This window comes from Aliiglaciecola sp. SL4 (genome assembly GCF_041538045.1).
In the GTDB taxonomy this organism is placed as follows: Bacteria; Pseudomonadota; Gammaproteobacteria; order Enterobacterales; family Alteromonadaceae; genus Aliiglaciecola.
Window position 1 is genome coordinate 148,469 of sequence record NZ_JBGOSE010000008.1, and the last position, 23,544, is coordinate 172,012.

At 39.7% G+C, this 23,544-nt stretch carries 18 protein-coding genes; 12 read left to right on the forward strand and 6 right to left on the reverse strand.

The window, feature by feature from the left end; translation table 11 throughout:
- Nucleotides 1-4: 4 nt before the first annotated feature.
- The gene (locus tag AB6T38_RS13210; RefSeq protein ID WP_372547755.1) at nucleotides 5-2,170 is read right to left on the reverse strand and encodes a hypothetical protein; all 2,166 of its coding nucleotides are present in this window, start codon (nucleotides 2,168-2,170) and stop codon (nucleotides 5-7) included.
- Between the two features lie 196 nt (nucleotides 2,171-2,366).
- On the opposite strand from AB6T38_RS13210, the gene AB6T38_RS13215 reads away from it, so the two are divergent.
- Nucleotides 2,367-2,888, forward strand: a complete 522-nt coding sequence (locus tag AB6T38_RS13215; protein ID WP_372547756.1) for a hypothetical protein — start codon at nucleotides 2,367-2,369, stop codon at nucleotides 2,886-2,888.
- A 187-nt stretch (nucleotides 2,889-3,075) separates the two neighbouring features.
- On the opposite strand, the gene AB6T38_RS13220 is transcribed toward AB6T38_RS13215, so the two are convergent.
- Complete coding sequence (locus AB6T38_RS13220) at nucleotides 3,076-7,365, reverse strand: hypothetical protein (RefSeq protein ID WP_372547757.1); 4,290 nt, start codon at nucleotides 7,363-7,365, stop codon at nucleotides 3,076-3,078.
- A 121-nt stretch (nucleotides 7,366-7,486) separates the two neighbouring features.
- Here AB6T38_RS13220 and AB6T38_RS13225 point away from each other — a divergent pair, with 121 nt between their 5' ends.
- The 3 genes from AB6T38_RS13225 to AB6T38_RS13235 all read left to right on the forward strand — a co-directional run bounded on the left by AB6T38_RS13225 (nucleotide 7,487) and on the right by AB6T38_RS13235 (nucleotide 11,310).
- Nucleotides 7,487-7,870 (forward strand): DUF2750 domain-containing protein, encoded by a 384-nt coding sequence (locus AB6T38_RS13225; protein WP_372547758.1) that lies wholly within the window; start codon nucleotides 7,487-7,489, stop codon nucleotides 7,868-7,870.
- Between the two features lie 133 nt (nucleotides 7,871-8,003).
- The gene (locus AB6T38_RS13230; RefSeq protein WP_372547759.1) at nucleotides 8,004-9,701 is read left to right on the forward strand and encodes an aminotransferase class V-fold PLP-dependent enzyme; all 1,698 of its coding nucleotides are present in this window, start codon (nucleotides 8,004-8,006) and stop codon (nucleotides 9,699-9,701) included.
- A 52-nt stretch (nucleotides 9,702-9,753) separates the two neighbouring features.
- Nucleotides 9,754-11,310, forward strand: a complete 1,557-nt coding sequence (locus AB6T38_RS13235) for a GNAT family N-acetyltransferase (protein ID WP_372547760.1) — start codon at nucleotides 9,754-9,756, stop codon at nucleotides 11,308-11,310.
- Between the two features lie 23 nt (nucleotides 11,311-11,333).
- On the opposite strand, the gene AB6T38_RS13240 is transcribed toward AB6T38_RS13235, so the two are convergent.
- Entirely contained in the window at nucleotides 11,334-12,590 is a 1,257-nt protein-coding gene (locus AB6T38_RS13240) for a glycosyltransferase family 4 protein (protein WP_372547761.1), read from the reverse strand.
- Nucleotides 12,591-12,696: 106 nt separating this feature from the next.
- On the opposite strand from AB6T38_RS13240, the gene AB6T38_RS13245 reads away from it, so the two are divergent.
- Both AB6T38_RS13245 and AB6T38_RS13250 read left to right on the forward strand, forming a co-directional pair.
- The gene (locus AB6T38_RS13245; RefSeq protein WP_372547762.1) at nucleotides 12,697-13,722 is read left to right on the forward strand and encodes a 2-dehydropantoate 2-reductase; all 1,026 of its coding nucleotides are present in this window, start codon (nucleotides 12,697-12,699) and stop codon (nucleotides 13,720-13,722) included.
- 112 nt (nucleotides 13,723-13,834) lie between these two features.
- On the forward strand, nucleotides 13,835-14,683 hold the full coding sequence (locus AB6T38_RS13250; RefSeq protein ID WP_372547775.1) for an HDOD domain-containing protein: 849 nt from the start codon (nucleotides 13,835-13,837) through the stop codon (nucleotides 14,681-14,683).
- A 15-nt stretch (nucleotides 14,684-14,698) separates the two neighbouring features.
- On the opposite strand, the gene AB6T38_RS13255 is transcribed toward AB6T38_RS13250, so the two are convergent.
- Nucleotides 14,699-15,508: an acyl-CoA thioesterase gene (locus AB6T38_RS13255; RefSeq protein ID WP_372547763.1), complete on the reverse strand. Its 810-nt coding sequence runs from the start codon at nucleotides 15,506-15,508 to the stop codon at nucleotides 14,699-14,701.
- A 257-nt stretch (nucleotides 15,509-15,765) separates the two neighbouring features.
- On the opposite strand from AB6T38_RS13255, the gene AB6T38_RS13260 reads away from it, so the two are divergent.
- The gene (locus AB6T38_RS13260) at nucleotides 15,766-17,091 is read left to right on the forward strand and encodes a spinster family MFS transporter (RefSeq protein WP_372547764.1); all 1,326 of its coding nucleotides are present in this window, start codon (nucleotides 15,766-15,768) and stop codon (nucleotides 17,089-17,091) included.
- Between the two features lie 106 nt (nucleotides 17,092-17,197).
- Here the strand turns inward: AB6T38_RS13260 and AB6T38_RS13265 are convergent, their stop codons facing one another.
- The gene (locus tag AB6T38_RS13265; RefSeq protein WP_372547765.1) at nucleotides 17,198-17,497 is read right to left on the reverse strand and encodes a hypothetical protein; all 300 of its coding nucleotides are present in this window, start codon (nucleotides 17,495-17,497) and stop codon (nucleotides 17,198-17,200) included.
- 193 nt (nucleotides 17,498-17,690) lie between these two features.
- Here AB6T38_RS13265 and AB6T38_RS13270 point away from each other — a divergent pair, with 193 nt between their 5' ends.
- A complete protein-coding gene (locus AB6T38_RS13270; RefSeq protein WP_372547766.1) occupies nucleotides 17,691-18,512 on the forward strand; it encodes an alpha/beta fold hydrolase in 822 nt (273 codons plus the stop codon).
- Between the two features lie 48 nt (nucleotides 18,513-18,560).
- Here AB6T38_RS13270 and glgC read toward each other — a convergent pair whose 3' ends face one another.
- Nucleotides 18,561-19,823 (reverse strand): glucose-1-phosphate adenylyltransferase, encoded by a 1,263-nt coding sequence (glgC, locus tag AB6T38_RS13275; RefSeq protein ID WP_372547767.1) that lies wholly within the window; start codon nucleotides 19,821-19,823, stop codon nucleotides 18,561-18,563.
- Between the two features lie 228 nt (nucleotides 19,824-20,051).
- Here glgC and AB6T38_RS13280 point away from each other — a divergent pair, with 228 nt between their 5' ends.
- From AB6T38_RS13280 to AB6T38_RS13295, 4 genes are all read left to right on the forward strand, one after another.
- Complete coding sequence (locus AB6T38_RS13280; RefSeq protein WP_372547768.1) at nucleotides 20,052-20,990, forward strand: GlxA family transcriptional regulator; 939 nt, start codon at nucleotides 20,052-20,054, stop codon at nucleotides 20,988-20,990.
- Nucleotides 20,991-21,002: 12 nt separating this feature from the next.
- Nucleotides 21,003-21,968 carry a nucleoside hydrolase gene (locus AB6T38_RS13285; protein WP_372547769.1) on the forward strand — a complete coding sequence of 322 codons (966 nt, stop codon included), beginning with the start codon at nucleotides 21,003-21,005 and terminating at the stop codon, nucleotides 21,966-21,968.
- 16 nt (nucleotides 21,969-21,984) lie between these two features.
- Nucleotides 21,985-22,512, forward strand: a complete 528-nt coding sequence (locus AB6T38_RS13290) for an SRPBCC family protein (protein WP_372547770.1) — start codon at nucleotides 21,985-21,987, stop codon at nucleotides 22,510-22,512.
- A 416-nt stretch (nucleotides 22,513-22,928) separates the two neighbouring features.
- A complete protein-coding gene (locus AB6T38_RS13295; RefSeq protein WP_372547771.1) occupies nucleotides 22,929-23,540 on the forward strand; it encodes a hypothetical protein in 612 nt (203 codons plus the stop codon).
- Nucleotides 23,541-23,544: the final 4 nt, after the last annotated feature.

A 23,544-nucleotide genomic window follows, 5' to 3' on the forward strand; every position in this document is an offset into this window, starting at 1 on the left:
CCTCCTATATGTTGGTAGGAGGCACTACCCACAAAGGGTTAGGATTGGCTAATTGTGTGTTAATCTGTGCTTGATAAGTATCTCTTAACTCCTCCATGGCATCTATCTGGTTTTGAAATTTCGAGGCATTTCTAACGTCATCAAAAATAGGATCGATAAAGGTCATAACGTAACCTAAAGATATCATTCGCTCTAGCATTGCATAGCTCTGTTGGTGGTTGCCCATTAAGGTGTTAAATAAGACTCGTTGCTTGAACTCATTGACGTTATTTACCTGTTCAAGGGGCTTGTCCCTCAAATACGTTTTTAACATGCTTAGCAGTTGTTCATTGTTTACGCCTAAGGCTTGTCGAGTGTGTGCCAGAGCAATTATATAGTCTGCACTGGCTGCACTTTCAATGGGTCTGTCGAGAAATTTGTACGCTTCAATATAGGCGTTAACAATTTGATTGGTTTTCTCATAGTTCCGTAAATAATATAAAAACCATGCAACATCTGTCGTATCTTTTACGTTAGGGAGTTGCTTGCTCACTACTGCTAAATTATTTGTGTAAATGCCATGCCAAACTTGGCTAGTAGGGCTGTCGTTATACCAAAGTGCATGCTGGTATAAACCAACCAAATTATACAATCTTGCTAGGTTTCGTTTGATACTGGTACTTTGTTGATTCAGAGCATAGGCATTTTGTAACATGCTATGTGATTCGGAATAATCCCCATTTTTAAATGCAATATCAGCTAAAACACTGTAGCCAAAGGGTTGGGTAGGGTGCAATCGCACTAAATCGTCACCTATGATTTTGGCATTTATTTTATCGTCAAGGGACAAATAAATACGAGCAAGGTTACTTAATATACTGCTAGAAAGGGGATCTAGTAATCTGGCCTTTTTATATTGCTCAATGGCCTCTTGTAACTTCAATTGTTCCCATAAAATCCCCCCTAACAGAAAATAGGCATTGGCATAATTATGATTGGCTTCAATGGCCAAGTTAGCATAATGCTGGGCTTCTTTAATGGACGCTGCGGTATTCTTATCTTTGGCAAGGTACGCGGCGCTTGAGAGCACTTCTGCTGAGTTAGGGGCTAATTCAAGTGCTCTGATCACCAAGGGGGTCGCTTTTTCTTGGGAGGTTTGTTTATCTAAACCTGCATAACCTTCCATCAGTAAATAAGTTTCAGATAAACCGGAATAGGCAGGGGCGAAATTTGGATCTAAATCAATCACCTTAGTAAATTTTTCAACTGCTATGGCTAAACTTTCAGGAGAGCGTAACTTCTGACTTTCACGGCCTTGTAAATAGAGTTCATATGCTTCTAAAGACAGGGTTTTATCTGAGTCCTTTAATGGTACAACCGTCAACTTTCCCTTGAGTTGTTGCGTTATTTTACTGGCTATTTCATCTTGCACGGCAAATAAGTTCTGTGCAGAGAGTGGGCGATCGTAGGTTTCAGACCAAACATGCTCATCCGTTTGTGCATTAATCAATTGCGCAGTAATGCGGATGGTATTACCGGACTTTCGGATACTCCCTTCTAATACATGTGCCACTTTAAGTGCCTTCGCTATCTCACTTACGGTGGCGTCTTTACCCACAAATGCAAAAGAAGAAGTGCGAGAGACAACCCTCAAGCCTTTGATTCGACTTAATAAATTGAGTAGTTCCTCAGAAATTCCATGACCAAAATAACTTTGATCATTACGTTCTGAAAAATCATTAAAAGGTAAAACGGCTATGGATTGAGTCGCTGAGCTTTGCAAGGGTTCGATGGTTAATTGGGAGGTTTGTTGACTCGTTTCTGTATTTGCATCGGCTAATGTATTTTTACCTAAATGCATCCACATTAGGGTGATCAATCCCGCGCTTATTAACCCCGTCAAAGTAAAAACTGTAATGGTATTTTTAGAATTGACTGCTTTACTTAACGTGGGGTTTTTGGAAGTACGTACTAGACCTTTAGGGGTAAATTGAAAAACCCAAGCGAGCAGAACTGCAATAGGAAAGCCAATGATTACCAATATTGTGGCAATCGTATCGAACCATGTAGGCAAGTGCAGGGCGCTTTCTAGTACAACGGCTAATTGCATGACCAACCACCCAATGACGGCATAACCGGCAATGACATTGAATACGTTGCGCCGTCTTAATTCAGCAATAAAGACACTCATTACGTTTCCTTTTTCAGGTAAGGTCTTTCGGGTGACACAAACAAATGTTAAAAGTATAAACCAAGGTGCTTAAAAAATGTTCAACTGTCAAGATTAAGTGTAAAGTAATGATGTTTAGAGTGATTTTTGAAGTATGGAATTCATAATCGATTCAATATTTCTGCATATTTAAAGACGGATTAGAAGGAAAGTAATCATGACACTCAATACTGTTTTAGAAAATTTACATCCTATTATGCGCAAAAGAGTACAGGGATTAATTACCCATCTGGAACAAAAAAATAGTCCCGTTCAATTAATTGAAGGCTACCGTACACCCGTTCAACAAAAAGAACTTCACAGCCAAGGAGCATCAGAGAAACCTTGGTTATCTTCATTTCAATATGGTCTTGCCTGTAAATTTGGTGTCCCTATTCCATTAGATGGAGTGCAGGAGGATAGCTCGGAGATGGACAATTACTGGGCGCAATTTCACAAGTTTGCCAAAACAGCAGGATTGGAAATAATGCCATCAGATCCTTCACAACTGCAATATCCAGGAATTCAACCTGAGGGTTTGTTGCAGGGGCAATATCCTGCTGGTGGAGACGAAAGTTGGCGTAGTAACCTTGAGTTACACATTACCTATTGGAACGAATATCCTAAGCCACCTGTACCGACAACTGGGAGTGCGCCAATTTCTCAATTAAGTGAGCGGGATGAAAAGTCCACTCAATAGACTGAATAAACCCATTTGACTGGCTTTGGCAATAGCACTTACTTTAAAAAGAGCAGGCTTTAATGGTATTTGCTTCCATGCTTCCTATTTTTGTGGGTGGCAGTGAAGGTGTGCCAATGTCCATTAACTCGCTTATTGGCTGCTGGAATGTCTCAATAGTCTAGACTTGTATTGAGACACTAATGCGTTATTCTCGCATTTGTCCGCGTAATAGATTGGCACTATTGGTAACGCTGGCAATAGTGCCTAAGACACCGGCCATTGATGCTGCGATGATATAAATGGATTCCCCTGAGGTTAAAGCAATACCACCAATAATTAAAATAATAATAACGCCTAAGGGGAGTCGATAACTTTTCCAAAGCCCCTCTTCGCCGTGTTTTACTAATTGATTCAACGTTGTTTTCGTCTCAGCATGCAAAATGAAATGGGTAAAACTGCGGTTAACTACCTCGATGTTACCTTTACGCACAGTAATCAATCCGTTTAATGCTAAGTGTTCAATCATTTGCGTATTGGCAGGATTAAGTTTTTGGCGTTTTGCCAAATTGAGCAGTGCGAGTTTCTCTGCACTTGAGCACGATTCCCATTTAAATCGGTATAGGGCTTCCGCATTTAGCAAAATATAATTAATGGTACTCCAACGACTTTCAATGTTTTGTTGCTCGTCCCGTTTCCAAACATGTGCCCAGGTTTCTTGCTGCTCTGCTTGTTCGACTTCTTGTTGGAGGAATTGTAATTCAGGGAAGCCACTTACTTCTTCGCGCAACATTTGCCAGTCTATGCCTTGTTTGAAGCTCTCGGGGATCACGACGATAAAATCCATTAAACATTCTGCCCAAGATAGATATTCGGCATGATCAAGTACGCTGCTCTGATCTAACATGAGAGGATCTTTCATCTTCACACGTTGTAAACTGTGAAACCCAGTGTAAATGGTAAAACTAGCGAGTTGACCTGATAATGTGAGGGATTTAATTTCCATTATTAAGTCGAGTAATAGTTGTCTAAATTCACTTTTTTCTAAACAGGTTTCTATATCCCAAATCTCAACAGCAATTCTGTTTTCTTCCTGATGCACTATATTCAGTTTTAAATTCGGTAAAAAGCTGTTTTCTTCACTAAATTTCTGCAAGCAAGGACTCATTGAAAACAGCGTTTCGAATCCAGCCAGAAGGCTAGTTGTTTGCGGCGATTTTTCAGTATTGGCTCCTTTTAACCCCATAGACCGCAGTAACAAAGATAACCCAATCCCATTGAGTTTTATGGTGTCACATTCAATTTTAAGGTTGTCGCTACGTTGTTCAAAATGCAAAGTTTGGACTGAGCGTGTCATTCTATTAATGTGCTGCAAGAAGCGCTCAGGGCAGTACAATCGATTCCACAATAACTGCGTATTGAACCTAAACCAGGCCCATATAATGACGGCAAAAAGCCCAATATAAAATAAGATAGAGCTGACTAAACCATCAGGCTCCCTATGTTTATACGTCCTAAAATCAGAGTTAGGCTGATAATTAGCCGCAAGATCCCGGTCGAGGATATAAATATTTATCCATTGCCATAAATAGGTCGCGCTAAATACTGAGCTTAAACTAGGATAATCGTCCGGATGTATTTGTGTTGAAAGATTCTGACAATCTCCACCTTTACTGGTTAAACGCTTGCGCCAATTGTTATCTATTGGAAGTAAGTTAATCGGCGCTATTCTATTTGAAGTGATAGAGTTCGGGTAGCGGCTTAACCCGATGGAGTTGACTTCCTGCCTTTCGTAATTGAGCCAATTACAAGCGAGTTGCTGATAGTGAAAGTCTAAGGATTTTTCTGGCGTATCTGCGGTTTTTTGGAGATATAAAAAATGGATCCCTATGGCAATAAGCACCGCAATTATTAGTCGTCTTGAGCCGCGTTTTGCTGACACCAAAGTGGGGGTGTTTAATTGATTAAAAGGGAAGCAAAAGTGATTGTAACAGCCACGATAAACGAACACGGTGGCAATTGATAAGCCCAATATAGGTAACCAAAGTGACCAGTTAAATCCAGCGCCGTGATTAAACAAGGTATCAATATTATGCCCGATAAAATATAAACAATAGCTGGCACTAAAGAGTACTGAACTAACCAACATCACTAAACGTACATTCAGTTTGGCGGGTAATCTGAGTTTTTCTTTTAAGGTACTGGTCCAAATGAAATGGCGAACTGCATATATTCCTACGACCATTAAAGCAATAATGACTGCAAATGTGGTCATCACATAAAGAAATTGATTGCTCATAAAGGTTTGCAAGCTATCGTTAGGGTAGAAAATAACAATTGCCCACCTATCTACTACTGTGCTGGAAATGGCGAAACGTCCACTTTGTCCATGATAGGAACCTTCAATAAGTTCTTTGCCTAGTTCAGGGTAGTGATCTAATCCTGCTTTGAGCCACTTGCTAAGAGCTGAATGGCTATCTCCAGTGAAATATAAGTTTTCCACCAAAGAGCGGCTTGAATCATTGTGAAATAAAACATCCCCAGTGCTGCGCTCTACCACCATGTAATTAAAATCGTATGGGGGGGATTGACCTAACGTCATTGAAGGCAGTAATACGTCTGCAGCTAAAATATAATCATAGGTCTTGTTGCTATTTGTTGGTGATATTGGCATTGAGATAGTGGTACCCCGTGTACCATTGGTTACATTTAACAACCGCTGAATATAAACGTTTTTAAACAGGCTCGCAGCGGGACTGAAAGAGGCAATAGATGTTTTATCAGAATGTCCCGAAGCGGCATTTGGCTGATTGGCAGTGGGTAGTCGTTGGATATCCCAACCCTTTTGATCTCGTACTTTTTTGTAGTAATTTCGATGTGATAAATTAAAGGTTGCAGGCAAGGCATTGCTCTCTTGAAAGTTCAGGGATGGAAGCACTGAATTACCTTCTTTATTAATCGCAAATGAGGATAAAATTGTGCGCGATTTATCCTGCAAAAATGGAGCCGCTACTGACGTATTCAAGGACTCTTCTGGTACTAAATCAAGCTTCTGAATATTGGAATAGAAATCCAAAGTGACTTCGTTAGCTTTATTTGAATTAAACGCTTTCAACATAACATTGATGGCATGCTCATCGAGGGCTAATTGCATAAATTGCGGATTATCGGATGGCAACGAGCAATCGTATTGGATTGCATAGGTTTTATTTGGAGTACTTGCACTGCCAGGCAACCAATAAGCCGGCTTGTTGTTAATACAGTGCTGTGCATTAAGACTTAAAATTGCTTTTTTCATTGATTGGTTAAAGGTCGTTAGATTTTCTGCAGTGAAACCTGAGTAAACTTGCGAGATCTCTGAAAAAGTCTCCAAGGTCTCCAGTATTTCTGTATAAAAAGTTTGATATTGTTCTAGTCGGCTAAAGACCTCATTAATATCCCTTTTTAGCTTCTGATCTAAATAACTCGCGTATTCAGTGGCTTTTTGATCTTTTTCTAATTGCAATAAATATTTCTGCATGTAACCTAATGCTAACGCTATGATGACAATAAAAAATGCATAGCTAGAAGCCACTGTTAACAATCTGAATGAGCGGGTAATCGATTGATTTTGCGGAAGTAAAAATAACCGTAGTAAGCACCAAATAAACAGCAGGCTGACCAAGGTGACAACTAATAATGACAGGTTCCAATCATTGTTTTCTCTATTGCTAAGTTTGCTTTGTGGTAGCAAGCCAACAAGATATAACTTATCAAGTTCCACTATGACCTCTTGGTCTCCCTCATTTTCCACTGCAGATGATTTTCTTAAAGGGATTTCTAATGCAAACGGAAATACAAAGACACGAAAGTCACCATAGGATATTTTCATATCTACATGATTGCTGTATGTGGGAAGGGGAGGTGGAGCTGAACTCGCATCTATACTTTGCGATTCACTAAAATTAAATTGAAACTGCTTGTTCTTGCGCTGTATTTGTTGGTTAATGCTGCGTAATTCAACGATGGAAATGGTACTTTCATCGCCTACAGTCGCAATCACTTTACCGTCTTTATCAGCAAATAAATATTGGCTAAATCCTTTTTTGGGATTGGGGAGAATGTCTTCAAAAGATAACTCAGCCTCGAAGGCTTTATCACTGCCTGGCAAATCCGCATTAACCTGCAAGGATTGGCCTATAATAGAGTATTTAAAGCCATCAGCATGTAAAAGGTTTTGTTCCGAATCAGCTTTTCGGGTATAACTCGGGAGTAATGAGCGTATAGACGAAACACCCTCTTTGTATCGGTGCATACTGTCTAGTTTATTTAAATTTTCTTTGAACTCATTGGAAGCTTCATAAAGCACCCTATAATAATCATGGTTAGCGGTGCGATCTTTTTGATTTAAAAGAGTGTAGTAACCCAATGCTGCAAAGATCAGCATAATCAAAACGCCATACACCCAAGTTTTACGATTGGTGTTGGCAAACGTCGATTTCACAGTTTCCAATGGCATAAGAAAATTCCCTATTAAGGTAATTAAGCTATCAAATTGTGTATTTTGCAAGCTAAATGATTAAATTTTAATCAATTTGGTTTGTTTTGAATGAAATTTGGCAATGTAAAAGGAAAACGTGATGCCTGAACTATCTACGGAAGAATTTATTACTATCAGTAAATTACAACCTGAAGCACGCTTTGAATATGCATTATCTAGAATGATTGAAAGCAAAGAGTTATGGGGATTGTTTGGCGATAACGGTTGGCTGTTGCTGCAAGCAGAAGACGACGCATGTTTACCCATTTGGCCCAGTGAATCTTTTGCTAAAGCGTGGGAGAAAAATGATTTTCCAGACTGTAATCCAAAACAAATTACGTTGGATGATTGGATACAACAATGGTTACCTGGGATGGAAAAAAACGGGACCTTAATATTAGTCTTTCCCATGAGTGATGACGAAGAAGGAATTATGCTTGATTCAACAGAGTTAACAGAGTGTTTTGCGGAACAAATGGAATAATAACCTACTTTTAAATAGGTATAAATTGACTTTATTCCGCTTGTTTAGCTTTGCCTGTGAATATTACCCAGAAGACATTTCTGGGTAATGTTTTTATGAATTTTACTAATATTATTATCAAAATAATGGCCCTATGAAAGATACCTCCCTACGTCACTTGTTTCCGTTTTTCAAACAAACAGAAAATGCAGATTTAATCTATTTTGATAATGCTGCGACGACTCAAAAGCCACAAAAAGTGCTGGCAAATATTCACGACTATTATTTAGTGAAAAATGCCAATGTGCATCGTTCGTCGTTTAGTCTTGCTAATCAAACCACTGCTGAGTTCGAAGACGCAAGAGTATATGTGCAAAAATTTATTGGTGCTAAACATAAAGATCAAATTGTATTTACCAAAGGTGCGACTGAAAGTATTAACTTAGTCGCTAAATCGTTGGCTGAAATGGATTTTCCTGCAGGGGGCAGGATTTTGTTATCCGCCACTGAACATCATGCCAACATTGTTCCTTGGCAAGTTTTGGCAAATAAGAAAAACTTACAAATTGACGTGATTCCTGTCAACGAATTTGGGGTGTGGGATCAGCAAAAAGGTTTGGCTTTGTTAACGGATAAAACCTGTATTGTTTCTTTAGCGTTGGTGTCGAATGCGCTGGGAAGTATTCAGCCTGTTGAACCCTTTTTAAACAAAGCCAGAGCGCTGAATATTATTTCGTTAATTGATGCAGCACAAGCCGTCGCCCATTTGCCCATTGATGTAAACAAGTTAGATTGTGATTTTCTGGTATTTAGCGGTCATAAGGCGTTTGCTCCAACGGGTACGGGGGTGCTTTATGGCAAACTAACGGCTTTGCAGAAGTTACCGGTATTTTTAACCGGTGGTGAGATGGTCAAAAGTGTCGATTTTGATTCTGCAACCTACCAATCAAGCCCATTGAAATTCGAGGCGGGGACGCCACATATTGAAGGTATTTTAGCCCTCAAAGAAGCGCTGCAATTTATAGATAGTCACCGCAGCCAAATTATTCAACATGAGATGGCTTTAATCACGTATTTATCGGCAAAAATGCAAAGCATACCCGCAGTGATTTTGTATGGTGATCAAGATAACAGAATTGCCACAGTTTCTTTTACTGTAAAAGGTCAGGATAGTCAGGACATTGGCATTTTGCTTGGCGAACAAGGAATTGCCCTGAGGGTCGGACATCATTGTGCGATGCCGCTAATGAAAAGGTTAAACCTTAGCGGCACAATTCGGGTGTCATTGAGTTGTTACAATACCTTTGAGGAAATCGACTTTTTTATTGCGCGCCTTAATGAGGCCATTGGCCAGTTGCAACATTCAGAGTCAGCCAAAGCTGACATCCAAGATAAAGACAATTCAGGGAATACACCTGCGTCCGTTAATCCTGCACAAGGTGAGTCAAAACAAAATCCCATGTTGGCCGACTCTATCAAGTCTGCACGTGGTTGGGATCAAGTCTTCCGACAAATTATGTTGGCTGGAAAAAGCCTAAACCGCTTAGCCGAAAGTGAAAAAACTGCTGATTCAGAAGTGTTTGGTTGTGAGTCACAGGTATGGTTAAGATGCCAAATTTCACCTTCTAAGCAGCTAACATTTGAGGTGGACGCAAGCAGCAAAATAGTACGTGGGCTGTTAGCAATTGTTTTAGAACCCATTCAAAATCAAAGGGCTGAATTTGTTTCAGCATTTGATTACAAATTATATATGTCTGATATACAGTTAGACCGTCACCTAAGTGAAAGCCGTGGCAACGGTCTCGCAGCGGTAATTGAGAAAATTCAACACTATGCTATACAAAATAGCTAACGGTTGGATTTAGTTGTGTTTAGCAATTCTAAAGCCTAATGATAGGAAATATATGTCTCAAGAAAATGAAGTAAAGTTACTTGCTCGAAATCTAACCGAATCCGATTTTGATGTGCTTAAAGTCATAATGAACAAGGTGTACCCAAATCTGGGCGGTTCTATTACTAAAAAGCGCTACTTGGCGATGTTAAAGATTTTTAGGGATGGACAAATTTGTATTGAAGACGATGGTAAAGTGGTTGCTGCTGCTTTTTCGGTTATCGTTGATTATGATAAATTTGGTGACGAACACACCTATGATGAAATTACCGGAAATTCTTATTTAACTACTCATGATCCCAATGGTGATGTGCTTTATGGTATTGAGGTTTTTGTCGACCCAGATTATCGCAACCTGCGACTCGGTCGTCGGCTTTATGAGGCTCGTAAAGAGCTATGCCAAAGCTTAAATCTGCGCGCCATCATTCTAGGTGGACGGATACCCAACTATAAAAATCACAGCCATGAACTTTCGCCGCAAAAATATATAGAGGCGGTGAAACGTCGTGATCTATACGACCCCATTCTTACCTTTCAATTATCTAACGACTTTGAAGTGAAACGGGTACTAAGAGGATACATGCCTGAAGACAAAGAGTCTGAGGGGTATGCAACTTTATTGGAGTGGTTCAATATTTATTATGAACCTAAAGAGCGCAAACTTTTCGGTCATCAAAAAGATTCGGTGCGAATAGGCTGTGTGCAGTGGCAAATGCGTGAAATGGAAAGTGTGGAAGAGCTTCTGCAACAATTTGAGTATTTTGTTGATGCCTTGTCAGATTACCGTTGTGACGTGGCGCTCTTCCCTGAGTTTTTTAATGCACCTTTAATGGGGTTAGGGGATCAGAGCTCTTCCATTGAGGCCATTAAACATCTATCAACTTATACTGAAGAAATACTGAATGCTGTGTCCCACATGGCCGTAAGTTACAACATCAACATTATTGCTGGTTCAATGCCGCTTATTGAAGAAGAATTGTTATACAACGTGGCTTACATTTGCAAACGGGATGGCACCATTGAATCCCAATATAAGTTACACCCTACGCCTTCTGAGAAAAAAGATTGGGCCATGGAGGGGGGAGACCGACTCACATTATTTGACACGGATTTTGGTCGTATTGGCGTGCTTATTTGTTATGACGTGGAGTTTCCAGAACTTGCCCGCTTGCTTAGTGAAGAAGAAATGCAAATTTTATTTGTTCCTTTTTGGACTGACACAAAAAATGGGTATCTGCGAGTGAAGCGTTGTGCACAAGCTCGTGCCATTGAAAATGAATGTTACGTAGCAATTGCCGGCAGTATTGGTAATTTACCCAAGGTGGACAACGTCGATATCCAATACGGACAAACTGCGGTTTTCTCGCCGTCTGACTTTGCATTTCCCCATGATGCGGTAATGGCTGAAACGACGCCAAATACCGAAATGACGTTAATTGTCGATGTCGATTTAAACAAGTTACAAATGCTACAAAATACAGGTTCAGTACGTAACTTTTTAGATAAACGGCGGGATCTTTATCGCATAGAGTGGTTAGGCGAAAAAAGTATTGTAAAACAAGTTAAATAAGTCAATTTTTTGCTAGCAATAGATCACTTTGGATGGGCATTTTTCGCTTCTATCCACTGTGACATATATTGGGTACTTTTGTGGGAATGATGTTGTAACATCATTCCTGTAAAATTAGTCAATCTATGTTGTGATAAATGCGCCAAACAATCTTCCACTCTTGCCAATAGTTGCGGTTCGATAATGTTTGCATCGAAACGGGCTGCCAACACTTCGTAGCCATATTCTGAGGCACTTTGCCATAGTTCAGCATCTTGGTATAAGGCAACCGCATTATCTGCTATTTGCTGAGGCGTGTCGGCAATGGCACCAGGCCACTTATCGCTATCATTCATACCTTGGCTACCTACACGAGTCGTCACGGAAGGGGTGCCTGTCCACATGGCATCAGCTAATTTACCTTTTAGACCAGCTCCAAATCGCAGGGGCGCAATACAGACTTTGCTTTGCTCTAACACCGTAAACGCGTCTTCAGCCCAGCCATCTACATAAAAACCGGTTTTCGGATTATGCAAGTCGGTGGCTTTTGGGGGTGGGTAAGCACCGTATATATGTAATTCTGCTGAAGGAATTTGTTTACGGATCAATGGCCAGATGCTCTGTTTTAGATATAAAACCGCATCCCAATTGGGGGCGTGGCGAAAGTTGCCAATACATACAAAGTGTTGGCGTTGATTGAAACTTTTTGCCGAAGGGGTTAACTTTTTGATATCAAGTATGAAAGGGCAGTAATGCAATATCTCAGTAGGGACTTTAAATTGTTCCTGCAAAATTGACATTTCATATTCAGATATAACTAAGGTCAGATCACAGCGATAGATAGCGGCAATTTCCCGCATTGCCATATCACTTTTTAAATCTTGCTCAGTTACCTCTCGCGACTGTTTATGAGCTTTATGCCGAGCATCCCGCAAACAATGTAGATCTTCAGTATCTAAAATTCGCAATGCATTAGGACAGCTTTTGGCGACTCGCCAAGAAAATTGCTCTTCCATCATGAATCGGTCAAATAACACTACTTGTGGATTTAGAGCACGAATAAACTCATCGAAAGAACTGTTATTTAATTCAATACTGACTTCGTCCATTCCCAACTGAGTTAAATCAATCTTATGTTCAGTTTGCATAGCGGGGCTAGCAAAACATATTTGATAGCCAGCCGTTTTAAATAGCTTCAATAAGCTCAGTATGTGCTTTCCTGCTGCCGATGAATTCGGTTCAGGCCAAACGTATCCGATGGCTAAAAGCTGTTTGGGTTTGCTGTTAAGTGGTTGAGTCATCTAACTATCTATTCGTGGCAAATCAATGGAGGTCGAGGATGATAACGTTATGTAGTAAAGTGGGAAAGAGCAAAGATCGCTTAATATTAAAAAGGTGGGACAGGTTATGTCACAACATTTAGTTTTTGGTGCAGGTTTAATTGGGTGTTACTTGGGTGCGAGTTTAATCCATAAAAATCAGAATGTGACATTATTAGCGCGTCAACAAATAGCACAAAAATTAGCTCAAGGCATACTGTTAACGGATTATCTAGGGCACAAAGTAACAACGCCAAAACCAACTTTATTGTTATCCAATAGTGAGTCGCAACAGGTTTTTGATGTAATTTGGCTTACAGTAAAGTGCACCGGTGTAGAAGCAGCGATAGGGCAATTACAAACTTTAGTTCATAAACAAACTACCATTATTTGTTGTCAAAATGGTTTAGGCTCAGAATCCGTTTTAAAACACGCTTTCCCAGATAACCGAGTATTACGAGCCATGGTGCCTTTTAATGTCGTTGAGTTAGCCGATGGCCACTATCATCGAGGTTCTGAGGGCATGTTTACTATTGAATCCAGTGATAACGATGGGGACTTTACTGAGCAACTCATTAAAGGTATTCAATCTCCAGTTTTACCTTCAACCTCTTGCCAGCAAATGACCCAATTGTTATGGGCTAAGTTACAACTCAACTTAGGGAATAGTGTTAATGCTTTGGCAGATATTCCAGTAAAACACATGTTACAGCAGCGAAAATATAGATTAGTGATCGCGAAAATGATGCGTGAATTACTTTTGGTAACTGAAGCAAAAGGCGTAGTCTTACCAAAATTGACTTCAGTACCAGCTAAAATTCTACCTGTTGTTTTAAGTTTACCTGACGTCATATTTAAAATTGTTGCCAATCGAATGTTGGCTATTGACGAAAACGTGAGAACCTCGATGTGGTGGGATATCGCTAATGGTAAACAAACAGAAATCGATTATCTAAATGGCGTCATCGTCGAGGAAGGGGAAAGGTTAGGGGTTAACACACCTGTTAACAAGAAAATTATGGGATTAATCCAAGCGTTATCTAATTCTCACTCAAACTCCAGAAAATCATTTTCCGCTGATGAGTTGTATAATTTAGTTATAACGTCTAAATAAATTGGGTCTGGGATTATTTTTACTCTAAACTGAGAATAAATGTTCCACCTTTACAGTAAATTTTGTTAAATTAACTACACTGGAATAGATAAGGTCTAACGGAGATTAAGTGATGCATGCATTAGACTATGCTTCTGAAGCAAAAGACATTTTCGTGTTACCTGATTCAGTACTTCAGATAAAAAGGTTAATAGACGATGACGCTAGTGGTATGGATGATATTGCTAATGTTATTAATTTCGATCCAGCTTTAACCGTGCAAATATTAAAAATCGCAAATAGTGCCCTCTATAAATTTCCTAACAAAATAGAAACTGTTTCAAAAGCCATTCAAATCATTGGTACTAACTCTGTTTACGACTTAGTCGTCGCTTTTAGTATATGTCGAACATTCGAAGAGCTAGATTCAACTGTCATCGATTTAGAGCGTTTTTGGGAAAATGCAGTATGCTGTGCGTTATTGTGTAAGTATTTTGCAGAGCGTAAAAAGCTTAGAGAGCCTGAACGTATATTCGTATCTGGTCTTCTGCATAATGTAGGGGAGCTGGTTATGATCAGATTTAACCCTGATATCGCTAAAAAATGTGCGCAAATTAATGAAAATGAAACACCTTTGGATCTGCAGTTAAAATTGTTAGGTGGGGCGTCTTATGCTGATATTGGTTCTACCTTGGTTCAAATGTGGGGGATACCTGAATCGATAATTACACCGATCCGTAATCAACATTTCAGTCAACATCAAGCAGAAGATGTAGAACAACAAATAATGCAGTTGAGTTATATTTTGGCCCTAGATAATTGCAATCCTGAAATTTATTCGGGACATGCTAATTTAGAAGTAGAGTTGTACGAAAAGTTAGGATTAGAAGATAGTGATTTAGATGTCGCGCTAAGCCATGTAGGCATGCAGAGTCTAAGCGTCCTTGCTATGTTTAACCCTGCTGCTGCATCTGTAATGTAAATTTCAGTTAGTGTTTTAATCAAAAATACCCACTGTCTGGCGACTGATAGCAATTAATTCTCCACTTTGATCCCAAACATTTCCTTCTGTATGAGCGTAACCGTCAGCGGCTTGTCTGGTTAAGACTTTAAAGGCAAACCAGTCAGTGGGGGAAAAATCTTGATGGGGATGAATAAATTCAACATTCCAACTCATGGTGCTCGCTGGCGCTGGTAACCGCAGCATTTGCAGAACAGTAGGTGGCCATGCATCGATTAAACTGATTAAATGAGCGTCGGTTATTTCTGCTGGTGGTTTTTTAAATCGCATCCAACCGTTAATTTCACTCTTTTTGCTGCCTGTGAACGGCATTCTACCCTTCATAAATGATAGATCGTAATAACGCAAAAATTTGGGTGTGATTTTCGGTATTTGCGGTAAAAACGAGCCTTTTTTCGGCATTTCCAACATATGGCTATCGTTATTTTTTACCACAACTTTTGATTTTCTAGCGACCCCAAAACAGACCTGACATGAAACACATGTTTTGCCATCTTGTACAATTCGTCCTAAAGCTTGGCTGGCATTTTTCCCTTGCCGTAAAATTTCGACGATTATTTCGAATTCTGTATCCACAAGCAAAGGACCGACGAAGTTACAGTTAAATGAGCGCATCACTCTATCATCTTCAACCTGTATTTTTATGGCGGCATAAACCATTGCAGCAGATAACCCGCCAAATACTGTCCGTCCTTGTCCCCACTCCTTTGGAATTATCAATGTGGGTTGTTCATCGGCATTGAGGCTATGGGTTTTAGCCAGTGCTAATAATTCATCTATTGTCATATGTTTTTCCTTAAAAGAGATGCTTTTATAGCGGTAAACTGGTCGGATGTCCAGCTAGGTTATCGAGTTTTGATACTCAATAAAAGACTGCCAGAGTTGGTTTTAAGTTCTTCTAGTTTGCACGCGGCATTTCAATTGAACTATCAATATGTATGATGATTATTATTTTATTTACAAATAGTTAACAGGATTGCTTGTTTTTTTTAACCATAGATCATTAGTATGAATATAGTTTTGAACATTACGTGGGAGTTAAGATGACAAACAAAGCGACAAATGATGCTGGTGGAGACGTTAAGCAAGGAGAAGTTAGCAGTAAATACAGGATGTATGTGTTAGCCATATTGACCCTAGTTTACGCATTTAACTTTATTGATAGACAAATCATTGGCATTTTATCGCCTATGATAAAAGCAGATCTCGGTTTAGACGATGCTCAACTAGGCTGGCTAAAAGGTATTTATTTTGCTCTTTTGTATACCTTCGTTGGTATCCCTATAGCGTGGCTAGCTGACAAATATAGCCGAGTGAATATAGTCGCAATTTCGTTAACTCTGTGGAGTGGTTTTACAGCACTGTCAGGTCTTGCAACAAGTTATTTTCAACTTGCTATCGCTCGAATCGGCGTGGGTATTGGTGAAGCCGGTGGTAGTCCACCTTCACATTCAATGATTTCAGACCTTTTTCCAAAAGATAAAAGAGCAAGCGCGCTGTCTATTTATTCTTTAGGTATTCCCTTTGGGATTATGTTCGCATTTTTTGCTACTGCATTTTTAACTAAAGGCGGCAGTGCAGATTGGCGTGTTGTAATGATTAGTGTGGGGTTACCTGGGGTTGTCTTAGCCTTACTATTAAAGCTCACTGTAAAAGAACCTGTGCGCGGCGGAGATAATGAAAAAGCAAACTTAGAGACCGTGCCTTTTAATCAAGCAATTAAAGCCTTACTTACTATCCCATCATGGTGGGGAATGTGTATTGGTATTTCCTTCGGTTCTTTTGGTAACTACGCCATTTCGACTTGGATGATTGACTTTTTTGTACGAGCACACCCAGATTTTAGTTTTTTTAATTTGCTTATTATTATGGGGATCAGCAATGGTACTGCCTATGCGGCGGGTGTTTGGATTGGTGGTGCTTTAGTTGATAAATGGGGAAAGAAGAACAAAAAAGCTTATGGTTTAGTGCCAGCAGCTATGCTAATGGTGGGAGCACCAGCGTTCTATATGGCTTTGCAAGTTGGTAGTCCAATACTATCATTAGTTTTATTGACCGTACTGCTATTCACCAGTGGAGCATATTTGGGCCCTTCTTTTGCCTTGGCCCAAACTTTAGCACCAGTACGAGTTAGAGCTATGTCAACGGCGTTATTTTTCTTTGTACTCAATATAATCGCTTTGGGCGGAGGTCCTACGTTTATTGGTATTTTGAGTAATATGCTAAGTGACTCCTATGGTGAGGTGGAGTCTTTAAGGATGGCATTAAGTTGGTTAGTTGTGCCTTATATATTATCAATCCTAGCGTTTTATTGGACATCTAGACGAGTCAACCGAGATTGGGAGATTGCAGAGCAACGTAACGGATAAAAAAATGCCGCTCCGGGGAGGAGCGGCGACTACCATCAGGAGATGGAAAAGTACCACTAAGTATCAAAGGAAATGGTTTGGGTCTAAATTGGATTATCCAATTCGGTTAATCGGTTGAACCTACAAGTTGATCGTCGTTTGACTTATTCGACAACAAACTTGCATTTTCTAAACTTGTAGTTGATAACAATTGCTTTCCGCTGCAGGTCGTCACTGCAAAGTGTTGTGACATTAGCGTTGAATCATTATCTGCTTTATCAGTTGACGTTCGATTTTCCTTAACATTTAAAGCATTGACGTTATCGCAAACCATTTCCATTGAAGCGTTAATAGATGCATTAGCAAAGCTCGAAACACCTAAAGTAGCGATACTGGCTACCACAAGAAGCTTTATTTGTGCTTTCATATTGACCTCAATTGGATGGTTTGTTGTTTAACTTGGGTTGATTCTGGTCCATAGGAGTGAATAAATAAATCTGCTTGCTGATACTTAGGTATTCGTAGTTATACCCAAAAATTTAAACCGAAACTCATTACAAAAATGAGGGGTAGTAGGTAGATTAGCCCTTAAAATATTTACAGAGAAAGCTAAGATAAAAATGACAAGTTATTCAAAGATACATTTTGCCCATGCTAACGGATTTCCTGCAGGAAGTTATCGTCTTCTATTAGACTCATTAGGTCAAAATTTTGAGGTGTTTGCTATTGATAAACTGGCACATAATGCTAACTTTCCGGTTGTTTTGGGCTGGCAAAATCAAGTATCTGAGTTGATGGCATTTATACAAGAAAAACAGGCAGAGCCATGTTATTTGGTTGGGCATTCCTTTGGCGCCGTTGTCTCTTATTTAACGGCTTGTCAGTATCCGCGAATGGTCAAAGGTTTAGTACTGCTTGATCCACCGTTAATTACAGGCTTAACCAGCTTACTATTTAAAAGTGCACGTAAATTGGGGTTTGGTGATAGGTTGTCGCCAGCTAAACAAGCAATGAATCGGTGCACTTCTTGGCCAAAAGGGACCAATGTAGAAGACTACTTTAAAGGCAAAGCATTATTTAAAGATATGCATCCAGAATGTATTGCCGATTATGTGGGCTCTGCTGTAAAAGAAATGCCTGATGAGTTTAAATTAGATTTTGACCATCGAGTAGAAGCCAATATTTTTAGAACGATTCCTCTGAACTTAGAACGCTATAAATTACCTGGTAATTTACCTGCAGCTATTATTACAGGAGAAAAAACCAAAGTCTGTAAGAATACGTTAATTGCGCCTTTTATTAAAAAGAACAAACTAGAGCATCTTGTGGTTAAAGGTGGAGGGCATATGTTTCCTTTAGAGCAACCACAGCTAGTAGCAACTATGATCAACGATAAAATTAGCCAATGGGATTCTCAGAAGAAAACAGAAGGAGTAGTTTGAGCCTCAAATAATAATATTTTCAACTCAAACTACTTAAAGGTTATATATTTAGTATCCTACGGGTAAACCGAGCATTTCTCTGGTTACAAGCGTCACGCCTTTTTCCGTCACTCTGAAGCCTCTTGCCTCATCATCTTGGCGACTATGCCCAATAACGGTTCCTTCAGGAATAATACAACCCCTGTCAATAATTGCACGGCGTATACGGCAATGACGTTTGATTTCAACATCAGGTAGAATTACCGATTCATCAACTACTGAGTAGGAGTGAACTCGTACGTTGGAGAAACAAACGCTTTTACGTACGGTAGCACCAGAGATGATACATCCACCTGAAACCACAGAATTGATGGCTGCACCGCGTCTATTATCTTCTTCCCAAACGAACTTAGCGGGAGGAAGTTGCTCTTGATAAGTCCATATTGGCCAACGTTTATCGTACAAGTTTAGCGCTGGAACAGGCTGAACCAGTTCCATATTAGCGGTCCAAAATGAATCTAAGGTACCCACATCACGCCAATACACTTCACGTTGGTCTACTTCATCAAAGGCATACGCGTAAACGGGCTGATCCTTTATAATATCTGGGATGATATCTTTACCAAAATCACGATCTGAGTTGGATTTTTCTGAATCTCGTTTCAATTGTTCGAATAAAAACTCAGTATCGAATACATAGTTGCCCATAGAGGCTAGACACATGTCTGGTTTGCCTGGAAGCGGGGAGGGGTTCTCTGGCTTTTCTTCGAAACCGTTAATACGCATGGTCTCATCAACTGACATAACGCCAAATTGGCCTGCAGCTTCTTCTATCGGGACCGGCATACAGCACACTGTCATTTTGGCGCCAGATTCCGCGTGGCGCGCCAGCAAAGTACCATAATCCATTCGATAGATATGATCACCGGATAGCACCATTACGTATTTTGGTAACTCGTGACGAATAATATCGATATTTTGAAATACCGCATCTGCCGTTCCCTGATACCAGTTGTCTGAAGATCGTTGAGATGCAGGTAGAATTTCCACTGATTCACCCAACTCTTTTTTGAAGTGTCCCCAACCTCGAACTAGGTGACGAATCAATGAGTGAGATTTATATTGGGTAACAACGCCAACTCGACGAATTCCGGAGTTAATACAGTTGGAAAGGGGAAAGTCGATTATTCGAAATTTACCGCCAAAATATAAAGCCGGTTTTGCCCGCCAAGTTGTTAATTCATGCAACCTAGAACCGCGGCCGCCAGCTAAAATTAGAGCATATGTATCACGAGTTAAATTACTGATATAACGGGGGTTCTGTCCTTCCATATAATTACTTCCTCAAACAATTAGTAAGAATGTTGGCTCAAAGTGATAAAAACTAAATTTTTCCCTTTGATGTAACGAGTTTGGCACGTACTTTAGTCAAAAACAATTTGAATTGTTAAAAAGTTATTAAAGATACTTTTGCTAGCTCATGGTTAGATTGGCAAATTAATTATAATTCGCTAAGATTAGGCCAGTTTCAACCGTTGCAGTATCGAAAAGGAATCGAAAATGCATCATATGGCGATTTTAGTTTCGGATAATTTTCCAGTCTTTGAGCTAGGTTGTGCATTGGAAGTTTTTCACTTACCGCGGCAAGAATTATCTCCGTGGTATAAGAGTGATGTTATAAGTTTTGACGGCAAACTGTTAGCTTCCTCTAGCGGGTTATTGATGCAGGTTAATGAGGTAACTGAATTACTTCACTACGATATTTTATTGATCCCAGGTTGGGACATTCATTCGCGTAAAATAAAGTTAGCACTTGCGGAGCAAATCGTTGCATTTCATAGTTTGAATAAACGAATTATTACGTTTTGTTCAGGCGCTTTTTTGCCCGCTCAATTGGGGCTATTAAATAATTGTAAAGCGACGACTCATTGGCGATATGCTGAATTGTTTAAACAGCGATTTCCTTTAGTGGAGTATATGGATAACGTTCTTTATACTCAGCAAGATAATATGTATTGTGCCGCAGGCAGCGCATCTGGTCTTGACCTATCGTTAGAGATCGTGCGACAAGACTTCGGCCATGAGGTCGCAAATTTAGTTGCTAGACGATTAGTTATTTCTCCCCATAGAACGGGTGGGCAGGCACAATTTGTAGAAACTCCAATGCCGCAAAAGCACCATAAGTTTGCCAGAACGTTGCAATGGGCAATTAAAAAGTTGGATAAAATCTCTAAAGTGGATGATTTAGCTGAGCATGCCAATATGTCTAGACGTAGTTTTGATCGTCATTTTAAAGCCTCTGTAGGTATGCCCCCAAAAGAATGGTTAAATCAACAGCGAATTAGATTAGCCAAAGAAATATTAGAGCACGATCGTTTATCTATGGACGAACTTGCATCACGCGTCGGGTTTGATAATACCGTCACCTTAAGATTTAACTTCCATAAATTTGTTGGTATTTCTCCAAGTGAATATCAACAACAGTTTTACCAAGGTTAATAAGAGAAATTAATGCCAATAAAAAATCAACACAACTCAAGTACAGAAAAACAAAAAGTCATATTTGATCACGATGGTGGGGTAGACGATTTATTATCCCTCATCTTGTTATTAACAATGGATCATATCGACTTATTAGCAGTCACAATTACACCAGCAGATTGCTATTTGTCAGATGCAACTACATCCACGTTAAAAATCTTGTCTATGTTCAACCGTACTGATGTACCTGTGGGCAAGGGGATATTACATGGTGAAAATGCGTTTCCTGCCGACTGGCGCGTACAACCTAAAATATGTAACGTGTTGCCAGATATGCTGGCGCAAAGTTTTGATCAAAACCAAGTCTCTGAATTAAGTGCAGATGAGTTGATCAACGCTTGTTTATCTAACGCTGATAACGTCAGTGTACTTATGACTGGCCCAAGCACTAACTTAGTTGCTGCCCTTGAAAAACAGCCGCAATTAAAGGCTAAAATTAAAGACGTTATCTGGATGGGCGGAGCCGTTGATGTGGCTGGTAATGTGGCCATGTACAATCATGATAAAAGTGCAGAGTGGAATGCCTATTGGGATCCCGTTGCCAGCCAAAAGCTTTTTGCTTCCGGTTTAGCTATTAAGTTAATTGGCTTAGACGCGACTAACTGTTTGCCGGTAAATATTGATTTTTTGAGCCAATTAGCGGAACAAAAACAATATCCCATTTCAAATATAGCCTGTCAGTTTTGGGCAACCACAATCAATACCATTCCTAGCTATGAATTTACCTATTTTATGTGGGATGTTCTAGCCACTTGCGTGTTAGCGCTGCAAGGTGATGAAATTGAATTTCAATCTGTAAAGTTAAATGTGGCGATAAGCGAACCCAATGCAGGTCAGACATATCGGGATCCAGAGCAGGGCTTTGATATCGACGTGGCATTCAATGTCGATAAGGATGCTGTTCTAAACTATATATTAAAACAATTTAGATGTTGATCTAGGAGAACCTCACATGGCAGCCCTCAAAAAAATCGTATTCGCAATTTTAATACTACTTACTCTGATTATTGTATTTGGGTACTTTTTGCCATCTGAATATCGAGTACAACGGAGTATTACAATTAACGCCTCGGCGGATAACATTTATCCGCAAGTTGCGGATCTTAAACAATGGCGCAATTGGGGTGTCTGGTATCAACGGGATCCCGATATGCAAGTAGAGTTTTCAGGCGAAAGTGCACCCATAGGCATGCAATCTTCTTGGCAAAGTGTGTCAGAAGGCGATGGTATTATGACAATTTCTGCATTAGAGCCAGGCCAAAGTGTCACCTATGAACTCTACTTTTCTGCCTTTGATATGACATCCCAAGGACAATTAACCTTTCAAGAGAGTAATGGCCAAACATTAGTCACTTGGATTGGTACCGGTGATGTGGGACGAAACCCTATTAACCGCTACTTTGCACTGGCCATGGACTCGTTAATTGGCCCTGATCTACAACAAGGCTTGGAGAACTTAAAAGGTATTATGGAAGATTAGAGTTCAACATTTAAATTGAGTGAAGTAGTGGTGACGAAAAGTTGAATGTTTTTTGCCTAAAGTCAGATTGCCAGCAAATAGACTGTATTGCTCGCTTTTGGGCTGTAGGCTTCCGTTGGCTAAGTGCCAGATGCCGCCATTCAAACATTTAGTAAATCAATGTCATCGCAACACCGATTATTGTGATTATATACAGATTTAGCTTCGAAGCCGTAACTATACAAGCTCACCGGTAATTGCCGTATTTTCACAGAGAGAAACGTAGAAATCTGAAAAAACCTATATGTTGTAATAAGTTACCCCCTGTGATTAAAATAGGTTAAATTTATACACGGAAAAAGCCCGTGTTTAATCACGGGCTTTTGCGGCTGATTAATACTGTTAGGTTTTAAGAAATCTGCAAAAGAGGAAGTTTGATGTTACATAAGTTTCATAGGTTGTCCGCTCTACTGATTAGCTCTTTTATTTTATTCCACCTTATTAATCACCTATATATTCTGGGCGGCGTACAACAACATATAGAGTTCATGGATACTTTTCGCTTGGCTTACCGTAATGTCATCGCAGAGAGCATCTTATTATTATGTGTAATGTTTCAAGTATGCAGTGGTCTTTATTTTGTATGGCAACGCAGAGGTCAACGCTCGGGGTTTCTCGAAAAGGCGCAAGCAATATCAGGCTTGTACTTAGCGTATTTCTTTATAAACCATGTTGGTGCTGTGCTATATGGTAGGATTGGCGCAGAATTAGATACCAATATTTATTATGGCATTGCGGGGTTTCATACAGATCCATTTCAGTTCTATTTTATCCCTTATTACTTTTTTGCAGTTGTTGCTTTATTTGTCCACTTAGCCTCAGCATTCAATTGGCTTAGTCGCAACTCAATTCAACAACCGTTACGTACAAAGCTTGCTTACGTAATAATCCTTATCGGGGTTTCTATTTCTACAACCTTAATACTTGGCTTTTGTGGTGTATTTAATGAAATATCAATTCCGCCAGAATATAGCGCTACTTATGAATAAGAAC